At 49.2% G+C, this 17,535-nt stretch carries 16 protein-coding genes and 1 pseudogene; 3 read left to right on the top strand and 14 right to left on the bottom strand.

The window, feature by feature from the left end; genetic code table 11:
• Positions 1-33: 33 nt before the first annotated feature.
• Entirely contained in the window at positions 34-603 is a 570-nt protein-coding gene (locus ACFQ3W_RS00170) for a thymidine kinase (protein ID WP_379315407.1), read from the top strand.
• 343 nt (positions 604-946) lie between these two features.
• Here ACFQ3W_RS00170 and ACFQ3W_RS00165 read toward each other — a convergent pair whose 3' ends face one another.
• The 14 genes and pseudogenes from ACFQ3W_RS00165 to ACFQ3W_RS00100 all read right to left on the bottom strand — a co-directional run bounded on the left by ACFQ3W_RS00165 (position 947) and on the right by ACFQ3W_RS00100 (position 15,059).
• The gene (locus ACFQ3W_RS00165; RefSeq protein ID WP_379316339.1) at positions 947-2,356 is read right to left on the bottom strand and encodes a deoxyguanosinetriphosphate triphosphohydrolase family protein; all 1,410 of its coding nucleotides are present in this window, start codon (positions 2,354-2,356) and stop codon (positions 947-949) included.
• A 229-nt stretch (positions 2,357-2,585) separates the two neighbouring features.
• Positions 2,586-3,458 (bottom strand): oligopeptide ABC transporter permease, encoded by an 873-nt coding sequence (gene opp4C, locus ACFQ3W_RS00160; RefSeq protein WP_379316337.1) that lies wholly within the window; start codon positions 3,456-3,458, stop codon positions 2,586-2,588.
• Between the two features lie 71 nt (positions 3,459-3,529).
• A complete protein-coding gene (locus ACFQ3W_RS00155) occupies positions 3,530-4,483 on the bottom strand; it encodes an ABC transporter permease (RefSeq protein ID WP_379315405.1) in 954 nt (317 codons plus the stop codon).
• A gap of 19 nt (positions 4,484-4,502) precedes the next feature.
• Complete coding sequence (locus ACFQ3W_RS00150) at positions 4,503-5,504, bottom strand: ABC transporter ATP-binding protein (RefSeq protein ID WP_379315403.1); 1,002 nt, start codon at positions 5,502-5,504, stop codon at positions 4,503-4,505.
• Positions 5,501-6,499, bottom strand: coding sequence for an ABC transporter ATP-binding protein (locus ACFQ3W_RS00145; RefSeq protein ID WP_379316335.1), 999 nt, complete (start codon positions 6,497-6,499; stop codon positions 5,501-5,503). The genes ACFQ3W_RS00150 and ACFQ3W_RS00145 overlap by 4 nt, the downstream gene beginning before the upstream one ends.
• 5 nt (positions 6,500-6,504) lie before the next feature.
• A complete protein-coding gene (locus ACFQ3W_RS00140) occupies positions 6,505-8,112 on the bottom strand; it encodes an ABC transporter substrate-binding protein (RefSeq protein WP_379315401.1) in 1,608 nt (535 codons plus the stop codon).
• A 98-nt stretch (positions 8,113-8,210) separates the two neighbouring features.
• Positions 8,211-9,008, bottom strand: coding sequence for a DUF1684 domain-containing protein (locus tag ACFQ3W_RS00135; RefSeq protein WP_379315399.1), 798 nt, complete (start codon positions 9,006-9,008; stop codon positions 8,211-8,213).
• Between the two features lie 35 nt (positions 9,009-9,043).
• Complete coding sequence (locus ACFQ3W_RS00130; protein WP_379315397.1) at positions 9,044-9,832, bottom strand: alpha/beta fold hydrolase; 789 nt, start codon at positions 9,830-9,832, stop codon at positions 9,044-9,046.
• 254 nt (positions 9,833-10,086) lie between these two features.
• The gene (locus ACFQ3W_RS00125; RefSeq protein WP_379315395.1) at positions 10,087-10,755 is read right to left on the bottom strand and encodes a TetR/AcrR family transcriptional regulator; all 669 of its coding nucleotides are present in this window, start codon (positions 10,753-10,755) and stop codon (positions 10,087-10,089) included.
• Positions 10,756-10,801: 46 nt separating this feature from the next.
• A complete protein-coding gene (locus ACFQ3W_RS00120) occupies positions 10,802-11,896 on the bottom strand; it encodes an ABC transporter permease (protein WP_379315393.1) in 1,095 nt (364 codons plus the stop codon).
• The gene (locus ACFQ3W_RS00115) at positions 11,893-12,627 is read right to left on the bottom strand and encodes an ABC transporter ATP-binding protein (protein ID WP_379315391.1); all 735 of its coding nucleotides are present in this window, start codon (positions 12,625-12,627) and stop codon (positions 11,893-11,895) included. Before ACFQ3W_RS00115 ends, ACFQ3W_RS00120 begins: the two co-directional genes overlap by 4 nt.
• 505 nt (positions 12,628-13,132) lie before the next feature.
• Positions 13,133-13,806 (bottom strand): annotated as a pseudogene (locus tag ACFQ3W_RS00110) (hypothetical protein).
• 103 nt (positions 13,807-13,909) lie between these two features.
• The gene (locus ACFQ3W_RS00105; RefSeq protein WP_379315389.1) at positions 13,910-14,665 is read right to left on the bottom strand and encodes an exodeoxyribonuclease III; all 756 of its coding nucleotides are present in this window, start codon (positions 14,663-14,665) and stop codon (positions 13,910-13,912) included.
• A gap of 58 nt (positions 14,666-14,723) precedes the next feature.
• Complete coding sequence (locus tag ACFQ3W_RS00100) at positions 14,724-15,059, bottom strand: antibiotic biosynthesis monooxygenase (RefSeq protein ID WP_379315387.1); 336 nt, start codon at positions 15,057-15,059, stop codon at positions 14,724-14,726.
• 200 nt (positions 15,060-15,259) lie between these two features.
• Between ACFQ3W_RS00100 and ACFQ3W_RS00095 the strand changes: the two genes are divergently transcribed.
• Positions 15,260-15,589, top strand: a complete 330-nt coding sequence (locus tag ACFQ3W_RS00095; RefSeq protein WP_379315385.1) for an ArsR/SmtB family transcription factor — start codon at positions 15,260-15,262, stop codon at positions 15,587-15,589.
• A 100-nt stretch (positions 15,590-15,689) separates the two neighbouring features.
• The gene (locus ACFQ3W_RS00090) at positions 15,690-17,471 is read left to right on the top strand and encodes a SulP family inorganic anion transporter (protein ID WP_379315383.1); all 1,782 of its coding nucleotides are present in this window, start codon (positions 15,690-15,692) and stop codon (positions 17,469-17,471) included.
• Positions 17,472-17,535 lie beyond the last annotated feature (64 nt).

Here is a 17,535-nt window from a genome sequence, read left to right as displayed (position 1 = left end):
GCGATATCACCAAATAGAGAGGAACGTCCTGGATTGGCACAGTTATTTTTCAAATACGGAGCAATGAATAGCGGCAAATCGATTGAAATTTTAAAGGTAGCTCACAATTATGAAGAGCAGAATAAACCGGTGCTCCTCTTCACCTCGGCCCTGGACAACCGCGATGAGGTAGGATATGTCTCTTCCCGAATCGGTCTGCGCAGACAAGCTATCCCGGTAAGCGGGGATACGGATATTTATGGCATCGTCAAAAATCATACTCCTAAGCTGTATTGTATCCTTGTGGATGAATGCCAATTTCTTAGCGAAAGCAGCATCAAACAGCTCGTCCGGATCGTGGATGAACTGGATATTCCCGTCATGGCATTTGGGCTGAAGAACGACTTCCAGAACCAGTTATTCGAGGGCAGCCGCCTTCTGCTCATCTACGCGGATAAAATCGAGGAAATGAAAACGATCTGCTGGTTCTGCGCACGGAAAGCGACGATGAACCTGCGGGTTGAGAACGGCAAACCCGTTTATACAGGCGAGCAGATTCAAATCGGCGGCAACGAATCATATTATCCGGTTTGCCGAAAATGCCACGCGAACCCGCCACTATGAAAAAAGAAAAACGCCTGGCGGCGTCCTTTGAGTTAGCTTAGACTTCTACATCGGAGTGATGGGAGGGATGGGTATGGGTTTCATCCTATACCCATCCCTCTTCTGTTCTGCTTCACGAACCATTTCTGCTTTATTTTCGCTCCATGCCCATTCCCCTTTGGGTTGCTCCTCCCCATCTTCCTCAAGTTACTTTTGCGGCGTGAATTCACACCACTAAGTGCATTTCGTACATCTATTTCCGGGCAAATTACGGATTTCTGGATTTTAATACAACTAGATTTCAAAAACGGCCATCAGTGGCAAGATTTAACTGTACTAAATGCAACTACTACGACCCGTCCTTCTAATCTAAATCATAAATCGATCCGACCTTTAACCCGTAAAGCTCATTGTAGATTTTCTCGGCGTAGGCATCCGTCATGCCCGCAATATAGTCGATGATCATATGCTCCCATGTCCAGATCGGATTTGCTTTTTGTTGATCTCGGTCAAAACGGCGCAGCCAGTCGCCGGGGATAATCGACTTCGAGGTAACCGGATCGACGAAGGCGTCCCACAACCGCTTGATCACCCAGGCGCTGCGCTTCTGCAGACGCTGGACCCGAAGATCGCGGATCATCGTCACCCAGGCGAAGCTTTTGAGTACGCTGACGGTACGGAGCATGTCCTCGTCTTCTTTTCCCTCTTTGACAAAGGTGACCTTCTGCCAGTTTCCATCCTCGGTAACCCCCAGGCTGCCTACAAAGAGGCTAACCCAGTAGGCCTTGACCTCCCGCCGGGTTCGGGAATAATCATGATCGCAGATCGGCATTTTCGTTTTCCAGATCGACAAGAAAGAATCCAGCACTTCCTCCACCTTGACTCGCACCTGCTCCGGCGTCCAGCCGTGCCAGAAGAAATCGTCCAAGGTCATAATTTTCTCAACGATGAGACGCTCAATGTGCGAATCTTTCAAAAAATGCTCATGCACCTCGATTTTTCCGGCTTTGATGCCATCTTCAAGATCGTGCGCCGAATAAGCGATGTCATCACACAGGTCCATGAGCTGTGCTTCAAACGTCTTTTTTCCCTCCGGCATTTCCCAACGGTCCCTGACATAGGCGATGTACTCCCACTCATGCTGGTACAGACCTTTTTTGATCACCGTTCCGGGATAAGGATATTTATTCGTGCCGAGCAAGACGGCATCAGATAAGTTCAATCCGTCGATATTTTCACGCTTCTCAAGGAACATCATCAACCGGAAATTGTGCGCATTGCCTTCAAAATGCTCGTATTTTCGCTGAACCGCCTCACGCACTCGTTTCTCCTCATCTACTGACACACTTCGGCCGCTTAACTCCTGCTTAATCTTATCCTCCTTAAGCTGCTCAAGGATGCCGTCAAGCACCTCTTCCCCTTTATGGCCAAACGGAGGATGGCCGAAATCATGGCAAATCGCCGCGCACTCCACGACTTCGGGATCAATGATTAACCCTGGATGAGCCGCCTTTTCCGATGCGACGGAGGGGTAAGCCCGCAGCAGGCTGCGGGCGGCTTCCCTGGCGATCTGGGCCACCTCGAGCGAATGCGTCAGCCGCGTCCGGTAATAATCACCTGTTCCAGCCCCAAACACCTGCGATTTCCCTTGAAGGCGGCGGAACGTCGGCGAATGGATGAGCCGTGAATAGTCACGCTCAAATGTCGCACGGTTCGTTTCATGCCCGATATTATCGGGATACTGCCGATGCTCTCTTAATTGTTCGATATCCATCATGCCTCACTCCCTGCTCACCGTTTCAAATGATATGCTTTATGATATTATAGCTTTGCCGCTGTATAACATAAAGCTTATTCTAGAATGCTGAAAGCAACAGCGTAGTATGAGCGCGGATGCATTTTCATATATTTAGTTGGCCATTTCTCCATCCAGTGAAAAAAGCCAAGCGGATAACACACTCGGCTTTTTACTAGATTAATTAGATTTGCATATCACCAGAGCGTTACCGGTTGTTCTTCGGGTCTAGTGCGTCACGGAGCGCATCACCGATAAAGTTGATCGAGAGCACGGTCAATACAATCATGAGGCCAGGCGGAATCCAAAGCCAAGGCTGAGAAGTCAGCACCGTAAGCGATTGGGCGCTGGCCAGCATATTTCCCCAGCTCGGTGCTGGAGGCTGCACGCCAAGGCCGAGAAAGCTAAGCGCTGCTTCGTCCAAAATAGCTCCCGCCACCCCTGAAGTTGCATAGACCAGGATCGGCGCCAGCGTATTCGGAAGAATATGAGCGAACAGGATACGCGGGGATTTAAAGCCGAGCACCACGCTCGCTTTGATATAATCACTTTCCTTCACAGATAACACACTGCCACGAACGAGCCTAGCCACCCCCGGCCAACCTAAAAAGCCGAGAATCAGAATGATGTTCGTAAGTCCCGGACCAACGATGCTTGCCACGACCAGGATCAGCATAATGTAAGGGAACGACATGAAAACATCCGTCAATCTCATGATCACGCCGTCGACCCATCCTCCGAAATAACCGGACACAAGCCCCAAGAGCGTTCCGATGATCGCCGAGATGAGAATCGCTCCAATCCCTACGGCTAGTGATACCCTGGCCCCAAAAATAAGGCGGGTCAGTTGATCCCTGCCAACCTCATCCGTGCCGAGCCAATGCTGCAGCGAGGGAGCTGCGCCAAAGCTATCTGTCATGGCCGTAGGCTTATACGGTGTTAAATAAGGGGCAAAAATGGCGCACAACGTAAGCGCGGCGATAACCACCAGTCCGGCAACCGCCAGCTTATGACGTCTGAACCTGCGCCAGAACAACCTCTTGAAGGAGTCTTCCGCTTCCTCTCCCAGTTGCCAGTTCATCGCCTGCTCGTTCTGCATATCCGTATGCCCTGAAAAGTATCTTTTAAAAAGGTTCATGTTACCGCCACTCTCTATTTGCTATATTTGATTCTTGGATCAACCAGGGCATACACAATATCTGTGAGTAAATTGGCAATAATCACGATCACCGCAGCCATCAGGTTAAGTCCCATGATCGTAGAATAATCCCGGTTCATGATGGAAGACATCGTCAATTGACCAATTCCGGGCCAAGAAAATATTTGTTCAATCACAACCGCTCCACCGAACAAAATAGGGATCTCCATCCCAAGTACGGTCACAATCGGAATCAATGCATTTCTCACCGCATGCCGGTTGACAACCAGTACTTCCTTAAGCCCCTTGGCTCGCGCTGTCCGCAAATAGTCCTGCTCCAAAATCTCCAGCATACTGGAGCGCACATATCTGATGTTTCTCCCCGCCACATTGGCTGTAAGCACAATGACCGGCATGACCATATGCAGCAGTACATCGACGAACCCACCGTTCCCCCCGAGAGTCGTCATCCCGCTGGAAGGAAGTATTTTCAGCCATAACGAAAAAATATAAATAAGCCCCAGTCCGAGAAAAAAGTTCGGAATCGATATACCTAGAAAAGATCCGGTAACCGCCGCATAATCCAATTTGGAATACTGCTTTCTGGCGCTCAGAATTCCCAGCGGAACAGCGATGGCCACGCCGAGGATCAAGGAGACACCCATCAGCAGCAAGGTAGGGCCGATCCGCGACCAAATCATTTGTCCCACCGGCTCATAAGTCACCATGGAGTATCCTAAATCCCCCTGCAGCAAGTGAGTAAACCAGCTCCAGTACTGCATATAAGCCGGAGCATTCAGCCCCAGCTCGATTCGCTTCGCTTCCAGCGCCTCCGCCGGAATTTGCGGACTGATAAGCATGTCAACGGGATTTCCTGGCGCCATCTTCATAATGATGAAGTTGATAACGGTCACGCCAAGCAGAACCGGCACGGCAATCAGCAACCGCCTAAATACATATTTGAACAATGGAAAAACACCTCGGATCTTAAGTCTCAGAGTAGAAGCAGGCGGAGGCATGAAGTTGATCTCCCGTCAGCTCCGGCTCCTGTTCCCGGCAGAGTTCTGTCGCCATCGGACATCGGGTATGAAAACGACATCCCTGCGGAGGATTGACCGGGCTTGGAACATCCCCGGCCAGCACCATTTTCTCTCGGTCCCTGAGCCGCGGATTGGCTATAGGACTCGCATCGAACAATGCCCTTGTATATGGATGTTTCGGGTTCGAAAATAGTTCCTTGGCCGTACCCATCTCTACGATTTTTCCAAGATACATGACGGCGATCCGATCGCTGACGTATTTGACCGCACCTAAACCGTGCGCAATAAACAAATAAGTCAGCTTTAGTTCCTTCTGGAGATCCTTGAGCAGGTTCAATACCTGTGCCTGAATGGACACGTCCAGCGCCGAAACCGGCTCATCGCAAATAATCAGCCGAGGCCGCAGGGTCAGAGCTCTGGCGATCCCAATTCTTTGCCGCTGACCTCCCGAAAATTCGTGTGGAAATCGTTTTTTGCTGTCCCTCGGCAACCCCACTAGCTCCAGCAGTCGGTCTACCTCCTTGTCGATATTGGGGGCAGCAACCATGCGGTGAACTCGCAGCGGTTCCGCCAATAGATCCCCGACCCGTTGCCTTGGATTCAGTGAGGAATAAGGGTCCTGGAACACGATTTGCATCTCTGTTCTTAGCCTAATCATTTCACGGGCCGACAGATCGGTAATATCCTCTCCTTCGAACACAATTCGCCCCGCAGTAGGTTGTTCCAAACCAACGATGGTTCTGCCTATCGTTGATTTGCCGCAGCCGGATTCACCGACGAGTCCCAATGTCTCCCCGGGATATATACTGAAATTTACACCATCAACAGCCTTGACCTCATCGATGGTACGATGAATAATTCCTTTGTGAATCGGATAGTACTTCTTCACATTTTCTAAAGTAATAAGGGGGGCTGAGCTTTCAATGCCTGCAAGATTTTGATGGTTCATAGGTTTCCCCTTCCTACCCGGTCCTCGTAGCCCTTGACTTCCCAGCAGCGGGATAAATGATCCTCTCCGGTCTTAATCAGCTCGGGAGTTAATTGCCGGCATTTATCAGTCGCCATAAAACAGCGATTGTAGAACCGGCAGCCAGGAATCGTCTCATAGTGTGTTGGCACCGTCCCTGGTATGGATTCAAGACCTTCGTTATCCTCAGCATCCAGTCTTGGAATCGACTTTAGTAATCCTTTCGTGTAAGGATGCTGTGGATGTTCAAAGAGTGTGAACACATCCGTCTCCTCCACCACTTGCCCGGCATACATAACAAGTACCCGGTCGGCCATTTCCGCAACCACACCCAGATCATGTGTAATGAGGAGAATGGCCGTACCCGCCTCTGCGCACAATTCCTTCATCAACTTCATGATCTGTGCCTGAACCGTTACATCCAGCGCGGTCGTAGGCTCATCGGCAATTAAAACCTTCGGTTTGCAAGAAAGAGCCATCGCGATCATGACCCGTTGTCTCATTCCACCCGATAGGGCGAAAGGATACTCGTTCATGATCTCCTCGGCTCTCGGCAGTCCAACCTTTTTCAACATTTCAATGGCGCTGAGGCGGGCTTCCTTCTTACTCTGCTTCAAGTGAAGCACAATGGCTTCACACATTTGATAGCCGATCGTAAGCACTGGGTTCAGTGATGTCATCGGCTCCTGAAAGATCATCGAGATTTGATTTCCACGGATCTCCTGCAGCGCCTTGTCATCGAGCTTGAGGAGGTCGGTGCCGTCAAGCAGCACCTGACCCTTCAGAATATGGCTGCCCCCTCCTAGCAAACGCATGATGGACAGGGCCGTAACGCTCTTCCCGCTTCCCGATTCTCCTACGATAGCCAATGTCTCGCCTGGCTTCATTCGGAAACTGACATCGTCGACGCTGATCGACTGCCCACGTTCACTGTCAAAGGCAGTTTGGAGGTGGCTGACCTTGAGCAAATCTTCCATATCGATCACTTAACATCCCACTCGTTTACATTGATAAACATACCGAAATCTTTCGGTTTCGCCCCTGCAACCCGCTTATTCACAGCGCCTAGCGGCTTGGTAGCGTAGATAGAAGGCATCGGTACGTCCTGTGCGACAATCTTTTGTAGATCACTATAATATTGTTTTATCTTCGCTTCATCCGTCTCCGCACTGAGCGAAGCCAGCAATTTGTCTACCTTAGGGTTGTTATAGCCGTTCGGGTTTCCCTTCTGCAAGAAATACGCTACATCAGGGAGCGGATTTACCGGTGTCATGGATACGGTAAGAATGGCCAAGTCGTATTTCGTTTTAACAATGGTATCGATCAAAGTTGCGAGGTCAGCCATTTGGATCTTGACGTTGACTCCAGCGCTCTTTAAATTTTCCCCGATAATGTTAGCCGCTTGTTCCAATGTACTATCCCCGGACAGAACAGATAAGGTCAACGTTTTCCCGGAATCCCAGCCAGATTCCTGCAGCAAACTCTTGGCTTTATCCGGATCATAAGCGACCGGTTTCACACTGGAATCCACGTAAGGGCTGTAACTTGTGAAAAAGCCGTCAGTCACTTCCCCTGAACCTTTAAGCAGGTTGTTTACGATCAGTTCACGATTAAGCGCATAGGAGATCGCTTGTCTTTGCTTCACATCGGGTACGGTCTGCTCATTCATATACATCAACTGGGTAGCCACAGGGGGCCCTTCCACGGTCGTCACATTAGCCAAGCTCTTGATTTTCTCATAGTCGTTGATTGGGATTACCCCAGCCGATGGGATGTTCATATCGATTTCACCGCTTTGAAGCTGGGCGGAAATCGCCGTCCCTTGCAACACTTTGAAGTTCAACTGCTCGATTTTCGGAGCACCTTTGAAATAATTTTTGTTAGCTTCCAGCTGTACAAAATGGTCCCGGTTGTATTCTACCAATTTGAAAGGACCGTTCGTTACCGTCGGTTTCTGCATGAACGCACTTTTATTGATATTTTCCGGAGCTACATCTTTAAGAGCGGACTTCGGGACCGTCATCAAATAGCGGCCGATCGTATCTTGGAAAATGTTGAGCGTCGTCGGTGCCTTCGTCGTAAACGTAAGTGTATGCTCGTCCACTTTTTTCACACCCAAGATATCCGTTGATCCTTCCGGCAAATAACCCGAATCGTCCACACCTTCGAGAATCGCAAACATGTAAGCATAAGTTGAAGCAGCCTTTGCGTTGGTCATCAGTTTCAACGTGAAGATCACATCGTCCGCCGTAACCGGAGTCCCATCCGTCCATTTCGCATTAGGATTCAGGTTAATTGTAAACGTCTTGTTATCGCTCGTTTTGATCGAATCCGCCAGCATCGGCTTAAACGTCAGGTCTTCGTCAATATCGACCAATGGCAGAAACATCAGGCTCGTCACATACGTGGAGACAAGGCCTACCGGGGACAATGGATTCAGCGTATTGGGCGAATAGGTAACCCCTACGTTAACGACCTTTTTCGACGATGCCCCTGTCCCTGCTGCGGTAGGAGAAGATGTCGAAGCCTGACTGCATGCTGGCAATACCAATAAAGCTGCGCTAAGAACAACAGCTAATAGATTTTTCATAGTAAAACTAACCTTCACGCTGTCCACTCCTTGATTAATTCATATTATTCATCTCTGATTTAACAGTATTCTGCATGTCTCATCCTGTCAATATTAAATTATTTAATTTTAAAGAACAATGTCTGCTTCTCCCCGGCATCGATTTCAAATGGCAGTCGATTGTTGGCCGGTGGAATCGGGCAATTAAAATAAGGGGAAAAGGCGCAGGGCGGCAGAAAACTGCGATTAAAGTCAAGCGTAACCGAGCCGTCCTGTTCCGGATGCACAAGCAGCATTCTTCCCAGCCCGTAAGTGGTATCCCCATTGGTCCGATCCCCGAAAATAATGAGCAAACTACCATCGGAAGCAAACGGTGTAAGTCGGTAACTGACCCCTTCCTTCATAAAAGTGATGTCTCCGGGTGACTTATGGTATCGCAAAGATCCATCCGTATCATCCACATGGGAAAACGCCATCGTCCGATCCGCCGCTTCTGCCACAAATTCAGCTTGGATGACCCATTCGGGATGATAAGGAAATGAAGAAATACCTTGATAAGCCTGCAACATATCCGCATTGTCGTCCCAAACCGCCAGCAGATGAGGTGAACCTGGCTGCATTGTAGCCGTAGCCGTTAAAGTACGTGAAAATCTTACCACCGAGCGGTCCACGTAGAGCTGTACCGTCCCGTCTACTAGTTGGTCGTCCACGGTGATTGCATCGGACTCGGCTACCGTTAAGGTGAGTCCCGGTGTCTCTGGGGCAAGGGGAGCCCATAGCCCTGGAATCCCTTTTATGTGCATTGGCTCTTCAATCCGATGGAGTCCAACCAGTGTCAAATCGCCCTGAAACCCGGCTACCGACTGCTGACGTTTTTGCCGCCAACCTGTAAAATCTGAAATCTGCAAATCTCTCATATTTATCCTCTTAACTTTCATGGTATTTTCTACTGCTATTTTTGCTCACCGACAATAAAGCCGGAAACCAAATCTATAAAACCTTCATTTTCTTCAATAAAAGGCATATGCCCACTGTGCTCAAATATCACAAGCCGTGACTTCGGCAGCAAACGATAGATTTCCTCTGACTGTGATACAGGCGTGATCCAATCGTATTTCGCGCCGACAATCAGCGTTTCAACATGTACCGAAGGCAGCTTCGGACGGACATCGTACTGCGGCATGAAATGCTTAAAAGTGTAGTTGGACACTTCAAGCGAGCCGATCGGTCGATTGCCGGTCTCTCTCATCAGTTCTTCATCATGGGTATGAAAATATAGATCATAGCAGAGATCCCACCAGCGGATGAGATGCGGCTCATCTTCAATGCGTCCTTCAAACAAATCCGGAATGAACTGCAGTTGCTCCGGTGATGCCACTTTTTGTGCATATGTAAGAGCCTCTTTATAGAAGTCATAGCTGGGGGCCGTACATACAAGCACAAGCTTGTTAAGGGATTCCGGATACCGCGCTGCATAAACTTGCGCTACCATTCCCCCAAAAGAGTGTCCCAGCAAAGTAAACTTCTCAAGTCCAAGATAGATGCGCAGCGCCTCAATATCATCCGCAAGCTGCTCCAGAGTACAGATTGCCGGATCTACCCGATCCGACTGCCCATTGGACCGTAAGTCCATATATATGATTTGTAGATCATTTGCCAAAGGCGATAGCCAGGGTTTGAAATCGGCGTGGTCACTCCCCGGGCCTCCATGAACAACAATACATACTGGCCGGTGACGCATTCGATCACGCTCTGGAACATAGCCAGACCCTTCCACATCGAAAAAAATGCGGGTACCATTCAGAGTAGCAAACATTAACGCACACTCGCTTTCTAGTCATATTGATAAGTAGTAAACCACAATTTGCCTATTAACTACAACTATTTTATAATAATAATTCTTAATATTCAGAAAACTTGCAGATAACTAAGCCAACAAATGCAAAAACCCGCGTAAGGACGACTTTCGTCCTTACGCGGGTTTTTTCTCTTCATCTATTCCTTTCGGCCGGCAATCCCATACATGAGTATATCGATCGTTCGCTCAATTTCCTCGTCTTCATCGATAGGAAAGTCCGGCAAAATAAATAAATGGGTTAAAATCATGCCCATCAAAACGCTGGCACCCGTTCGCATCACTCGCCATGGCGGCGCCTCAATAATTTGCCCTTCCTCCTGGAAATGAATGATGATCTTTTTGATTCGTTTGACCACATACTCTGTAGATAAAACCTTAACCTGTTCCATCAATTCTGGCTGAAAGGGCAGCTCATGGATGATAATCTTGATGATTTTCGTATTTTCACGGGCAAATTTGAATCGATCTTTGGCAATCGCCCGGAAGAAATCGTCAGCACGTTCATAAGGAAGATCGATCATTTTCACAAAATCACGAATAACGAACGGAAAAAGCAATTTCGAAACAATCGGGCCTGCGATGGACAATAGGAGATCCTTTTTCGTTTTATAGTGCCTAAAAATCGTTCCTTCTGCAACGCCCGCTTTTTGCGCGATTTCACTGGTTGAGGTGGCGGCATATCCTTTTTCCGAGAAGATTTCGACCGCAGCCTCCAAAATTTTCATCTGCTTTTCGGTCTTTTTCTCCTTGTCCTCTGCGGATAGCCGGATAAGATCCTCCAGCCACTGTTCTTGCTTGTCTGACATAGAGGTATCCCCTTTCTATTACGATTCAATGCCTCTCACAAGATTACTATATTCTCCGATGCTTGCGCAATGCGAGGACGTTGGCCGCCATAAAGACGAGAGACAATCCGGCCAGAACATAGACATCCATTGCGATCGAGCTCCAGCCTTCACCGCGAAGCATCACATTGCGAAGGGCGTCAGCACCGTATTTCAATGGCGTAATATAAGCGATCCAGCTTAGATATGGCGACATGCTTTCCAGATCAAACAGACCGGAGAAGAATACCTGCGGTACAATGACGATGGGAATGAACTGAATCATTTGGAACTCCGAATCAGCGAACGCCGACAGTAAAGTGCCAAAACTTAGAGCCGTTGCCGACAATAGCAGCATAATGAGCAGCACGTACCAGAATGAGCCGACCATCATGCTCCCAAGTACACCAACCGTATACCCGGCAATGAGCACCGCCTGTAGACTGGTGAAAATACCGAAGCCGAGCATATATCCGGTAACGATTTCCCAACGCCGCAGTGGGGTAGCGAGCAGCCGCTCCAGCGTACCGGTAGTGCGCTCCCGCAGGAAAGATACGCCAGCGATCAGGAAGACGAAGAAGAAGGCGAATAAACCGATCAGTACCGGGCTGAAGCTGTCAAAAGAAGACATATCCGCGCTGCCGTGCAAATATTCAAAAACCGGAGCCGGTGACTTCGCAGCAGAAGCTTGAATAGGCAACGCTTTGGCACCTTGTGTTTGAGTTTGTGTCTGTGCTGCAGTCATCGGGGCTGTTCCCGTCTGCATCGCCTTCTGAATCAGCAGCATAACGGCCCGGTTTTTCGTAGGGTCACTGCCCTCAAGCTTAATGTGTGGAACGTTTCCGTCGATCCGAATGATGGCATCGATTTTCTGGTCTGCCAGTGCCTCTTCCGCTTCCTCATCCGTGGTGTAATTCGTTACTGTTGCGTTGGATGCGTCCAAGGCTTTAGATAGGGGAGCCGGAAGATTCAACGTACCGACTTTGGCCTGATACGGGTCACCGTTAAAGACCAAAAACATCATGGACAGCACTAGAAGCGGGGCGATGATCAGCAAAGCCATCGAGCGTTTATCATGAATAAACTGGCGAGTAATTCGAACAATCAGGGCCTGAATTCTCATTTGCGTACACCTCCATAGAACAGGAATGCTTCTTCAATCGTGGCGCTGCCGGTCTCTTGCTTAAGCGCTTCGGGAGTTCCCACGGCGATTAAGCTGCCATCGCGCACCATACCAAGTCGATGGCATTTGTCAGCCTCGTCCATGACATGCGTCGTGACCAGGATCGTTGTTCCTTTCTGGCTCAGTTGCTCAAATTCGTCCCAAATCGATTTGCGCAGCACCGGGTCGATCCCAACCGTTGGCTCATCGAGGATCAGTACCTCCGGCTCATGCATCAACGCTATAGCGAGCGACAAGCGCCGCTTCATCCCGCCGGAATAGGCGCTAACCGGGCGTTTCAGATGCTCGGTCAGGTTAACAAGCTCCATCACATCCTGGATCCGCTGTTTCATCTTTGCTCCCCGGAGTCCGAATAACGCGCCAAAAAATTCAAGATTTTCCTTCGCCGTGAGCTCCGAATACATCGCATCGGATTGAGCCATATAGCCAATACGGTTCATCATCGTAAGCTTTGGCATCCGAGTGCCGAGCACCTCAATTTCCCCGCTCGTCGCCTCGTCGATGCCGGAGATCATTTTGACGAAGGTCGTTTTGCCTGAGCCTGACGGCCCGAGCAACCCGAAAATTTCACTCTTGCGCACATCGAGGCTGATCCCGTGCAGCACTTCTTTTTCATCAAATTTGCGAATTACGTTCTTAGCCTGAATACAAATTTCCTGTTGTCTATCCATCTCATTCACTCCTCTAAGAGGTGGTTGGATTATAAAAGTGAGTACTTACTCACTTTCGATGATTCAACTATACTCCCACGCTGCGGAGCAGTCAAGTGAGTAATCACTCATTTTTTGAATTTTTTTATTATTAGCTTCAAAACTCTTTACTCTGAGGCATTACAGCCAGCTTAATCCCCTTCTGAGAGAATATGTTGTACAACGTACAACATTTTGGGAGCCTGCGGGGAGCTAACACGGCGATTGTTGTATTGTATACAACATTTTAGCCTTTTGGCCGCTAAATACCGCAAAATTATTGTACGGAATACAACAATACACTAAGATACCCCCAATCAGCCCACGAATTGTTGTATGAAATACAACATTCCTTCAATGACAGGATAGTAAAAGCCCCATTTGAGGTGAGTTTAATGGAGAAGGCGACGGTAGCTTGGGATTTCGTAAACCCAATCCTTGTAACACCCGTCACCTTCCTCCCCGATCATCTCCCCCCTTTACGTAACTACACTAGCCCATTGGTGTAGCTATCTGTGAGATCATAATGACAGATGTATTTCCCACCCGTAACAGGTCGCAGCAGTCCTTTCTCGACTAGACCGTTCAGCCATTTGCGAGCTGTGCGAAAGTTCACCAAGCAGTAGCTCGAAACGTCTTTATGTCGAATCGCTCTTCCCAGACTCCATGCCAACCGTAATACCTCCTTTTCGAAAGGGTCGGCAAGCGCAAGCGGATCCGCCGCCTGCTTCAATTTCCCGTAGGGTCCAATGGCCAGGTGTAATAGCATGCGGCAAACCTCCGGGCGATTTTGCACATCGTCAAAGGAAAAATGGATCATTTTCCAGCCCATTCCCGTTAGAAATGTATCGCGGTTTAGCGCATAGCTGAATTTTTCCCGATCCATCTCCTTCACATGGCTTTGGAAACCGTCGCATTCAATGCCGAATTGCCCGAAAGGCGGTAAAAAAGCGAAATCGAGAAACTGAGACTTCCGGTTCCAATCGTACACTTCATATTCCGGGTGCAAATGCTCTAATGTTCCAAAGAGCGGCCACCACACGTTTTTAGCAGCAGCTTTTCAGCATAATTATGCCCTCTTTGCAGACGTCCCTTCCTTTCTCCCGATCTGCCTACCATGTGCCTCTCAATAAACGCTTGATGTGACTGATCAAAATCCATCATATCCATACTATCTCCCACTTCTCGCTAAAAATAAAAGAACGCCCCTTTACCCGCTAACCTCGCAGGTCAAAAGGACGTTCTTCGTCTATTCCTGATTATATCACGGCTCAATGGTCAGCGTTACCGGGCAATGGTCGCTGCCCATGACGTGGCAATCGATGCCCGCCTCCACAAGTGTCGGCTCCAGACGTGAAGAAGCCAGAAAGTAGTCGATCCGCCACCCAACATTCCGTTCGCGTATCTTTGGCATGTACGACCACCAGCTGTACACATTTTCCTTGTCCGGGTAAAAATATCGGAACGTATCCGTGAACCCGGCTTCCAGCAGGTTCGTCATTTTCTCGCGTTCCTGCGGCGTAAATCCGGAATTGCCCTCATTAGATTTCGGGTTCTTCAAGTCGATTTCCTTGTGCGCAACGTTCAAGTCCCCGCACACGATGACCGGCTTCGTTTCGTCCAGCTGTTTGAGATATGCGCGGAACCGCTCCTCCCACTCCATCCGGTAATCCAAGCGGGACAGGTCCCTCTTGGCGTTAGGCGTATAGACAGTGACAAGATAAAAGCGCTCAAACTCCAGCGTGATGATGCGCCCTTCCGGCTCATAGTCCTCCTCCATCCCGTAGCGTACCGAAAGCGGCTTGATCCGTGTAAACACAGCGGTCCCGGAGTACCCTTTTTTCTCCGCATAGTTCCAATACTGCTCATACGCCTCGCCGAGGTCCAGCTCGATCTGGTCTTCCTGCAGCTTCGTTTCCTGTAGGCAGAAGATGTCTGCATCCACCGTATTAAAATAGTCCATGAACCCTTTGCCCACACAAGCTCTCAAACCGTTGACATTCCATGATAACAGCTTCATTTTAAGTCTCCTTGCTAGATCGTTCCTATAGTAATGAATGAGTTCAATTGCTAGTGTATCATGCCCCGCCTAAAAATGCTTTTCCTTTCTTGACCACCTGGGCGTCGTACATGTTCACCGTAGTACTAATGATAAAAGAAGGCGGCTGCTGACCCTTGCTATTCCTGTGTCCTTGGATATGCGCCTCGCTTTTCTCCCAGTTTTTCCATGCCTCCTGCGACTCCCAGCGGATGACGACGATTACCTCTTCGTGTTCCTTGCTTTGCCGATTGATCATTACGCTGATATCCACCAGTCCGTCCATTTGATCGATCGGGCTTTCCGCGCTGAACCTAGCCAGCACTTTATCGCTGTTTCCTTTCTCAATGATCATCGTTCTTGTCATCACAAACATCCGTTTTACCTCCCCTGGCATAATGTGAATTCACTTCACCACCACATTGATAATGATTATCATTATTAATGATACCATTTTCAATATTCATCCTCAAACACCTTAAATTTCTCTATACACAAAAATGATTCCTATGCTATTATGTTAAATATGCAAAGATTCAGAGATATGAAATTTCAGATTTTAAGGAGTTTATTTTGATGGACGTGAACCTACAGCAATTTAAAGCCGAATTTTTCAAAGCACTCGCCCATCCGATGCGTATTCGTATTCTGGAAGTATTGAGCGAGGGTGAGCGAAATGTCAATGAACTTCAGGCCATACTCGGTTCGGAAGGGTCAGCCGTATCCCAGCAATTAGCCGTGCTTCGGGCCAAAAACCTCGTTAATACGGTAAAAGAAGGGACTACGGTCGTTTACTCGCTGCGAGATCCGCTGCTCAAGGATTTACTCGCGGTTGCCCGTCAAATTTTCGACAACCATTTAGTCGAGTCCATCTCTCTGCTGGAAGAGATTCGGAGCCAAAAATAGGATTATGGTTTAAGTTTCCCCGACGGGCTGGGGAAATTTTTTGCGTTAAAGACAGCAGGAGAAAGTGCAGCAGATCATTTAGAAAAGAAGGGTATTAAGAATGAAGTGGACAGGAAGGTACAAAAATTATAACGTTCAATCCTTTCGCAAGGACTTGATCTCAGGATGCATTGTCGGTATTGTAGCCATTCCGCTCGGGATGGCCTTTTCCATCGCCTCAGGAGTGAAGCCGGAGTTCGGATTGTACACGACGATCATTGCGGGGATTCTCATATCGCTTTGCGGGGGGTCAAAGTTTCAGATCGGAGGTCCAACCGGAGCTTTCATTCCGATTCTGCTCGCCATTGTGATGCAGTACGGCTATAAGAACCTTCTGATTGCCGGTTTTCTGGCCGGGATTTTTCTCGTTCTGATGGGCCTGCTCCGGCTTGGGGCACTCATCAAATTTATCCCGAGACCGGTGACGATCGGCTTTACCGCCGGAATCGCCGTGACGATCTTTAGCGGCCAAATTGGGAACTTTCTCGGACTTCGCGGTGTAGAACGGCATGAGTACTTTTTTGAAAATATGAAAGAGATCGTGCTGCGCCTGCCTTCGATAAATATGTACAGTATCCTGACCGCCTGCATCTGCTTTGCGGCCCTTCTGCTAACGCCGAAATATCTTCCTAAGGTACCGGGCTCTCTTGTAGGTATCATCTTCTCGACGCTAGCTGCACTTTGGCTCTTCCCAGGCAAGGTGACTACAATCGGCTCTGCCTATGGCGATATTCCCGCCGGCTTGCCCCATCTGGAGATGCTGCCTTTGACATGGGACAACATCGTGCCGATGGTGCAGCCTGCGCTCATTATCGCTCTGCTCGGCAGCATCGAATCGCTGCTTTCGGCCGTGGTGGCAGATGGAATGACCGGATCCCGCCACGACAGCAACCGAGAGCTCATCGGACAAGGGATCGCCAACATCATTACCCCGTTGTTCGGCGGAATTCCGGCAACCGGCGCCATTGCTCGTACAGCAACGAACATCAAGAGCGGCGCCGTTTCGCCGATGTCCGGCATTATGCACGGCTTGGTGGTACTGCTAATCGTCGTTTTGTTCGCTCCGTATGCTTCCACGATCCCGCTGGCAAGCATGGCGCCAATTCTGATGATGGTAGCCTGGAACATGAGCGAACGCAAGGCTTTTGCCCATATGCTGAAGACGCGGACAGGAGACTCCCTTGTTCTGCTCGTCACCTTCCTGTTGACGGTATTTACGACCCTTACGACAGCCGTGGAGATCGGTCTGGTACTGGCAGCCGTGTTGTTCGTCAAACGGATGAGCGAATTGCTGACCGTAGACAAGGTGCTCCCCGACCCGTCCTCCTCCAACGAGAAGGTTAAGGCCCATATGGTTACTGAAGATCACGATTGCCCTCAAGTAGCCATCTTTACCGTGGACGGACCGTTGTTTTTTGGAGCGTCACAGACGTTTGAACGAAATTTTCATGAGCAGATCGGAGACGGGCGGCATCTTCATGTTGTTCTCATCCGCATGGGGAAAGTTCCGTTTATGGATACGACCGGGGAAGCCAATTTCTCGGGACTTGTGAAAAAGCTGCAAAGCTCGGACGTAACGGTCATCGTGTCCGGTTTGCGTCCGCAGCCGCGAAAACTGCTGAAGAAAACGGGCTGTTACAATCTCATTGGCGAAGAGCACTTTTTTGAGCATACCGGTGTAGCCTTAAACTACGCGCTTGGCAAAATAGAGAGCCAAAAGTGCCAGGGCTGCCGACACTTCGCCTTCCGGGAATGCTCCAAACTTTGCGGAGCGGAATCCGAACGCCACGCCATTTCCGATCTGGCCGGCCCGCTGGTGCGTGAAGGCAAAGTGACTTTCTAACATCTCACATTAAAAACGTGCATACTAAGCCTCCGAGGCCACCCTGTCGATCGACTTGGCTGCC

This window comes from Paenibacillus puldeungensis (assembly GCF_042678945.1).
GTDB lineage: Bacteria > Bacillota > Bacilli > Paenibacillales > Paenibacillaceae > Fontibacillus > Fontibacillus puldeungensis.
The sequence above is the reverse complement of the archived record's forward strand: the minus strand, read 5'-3'. Positions and strand labels throughout refer to the sequence as shown.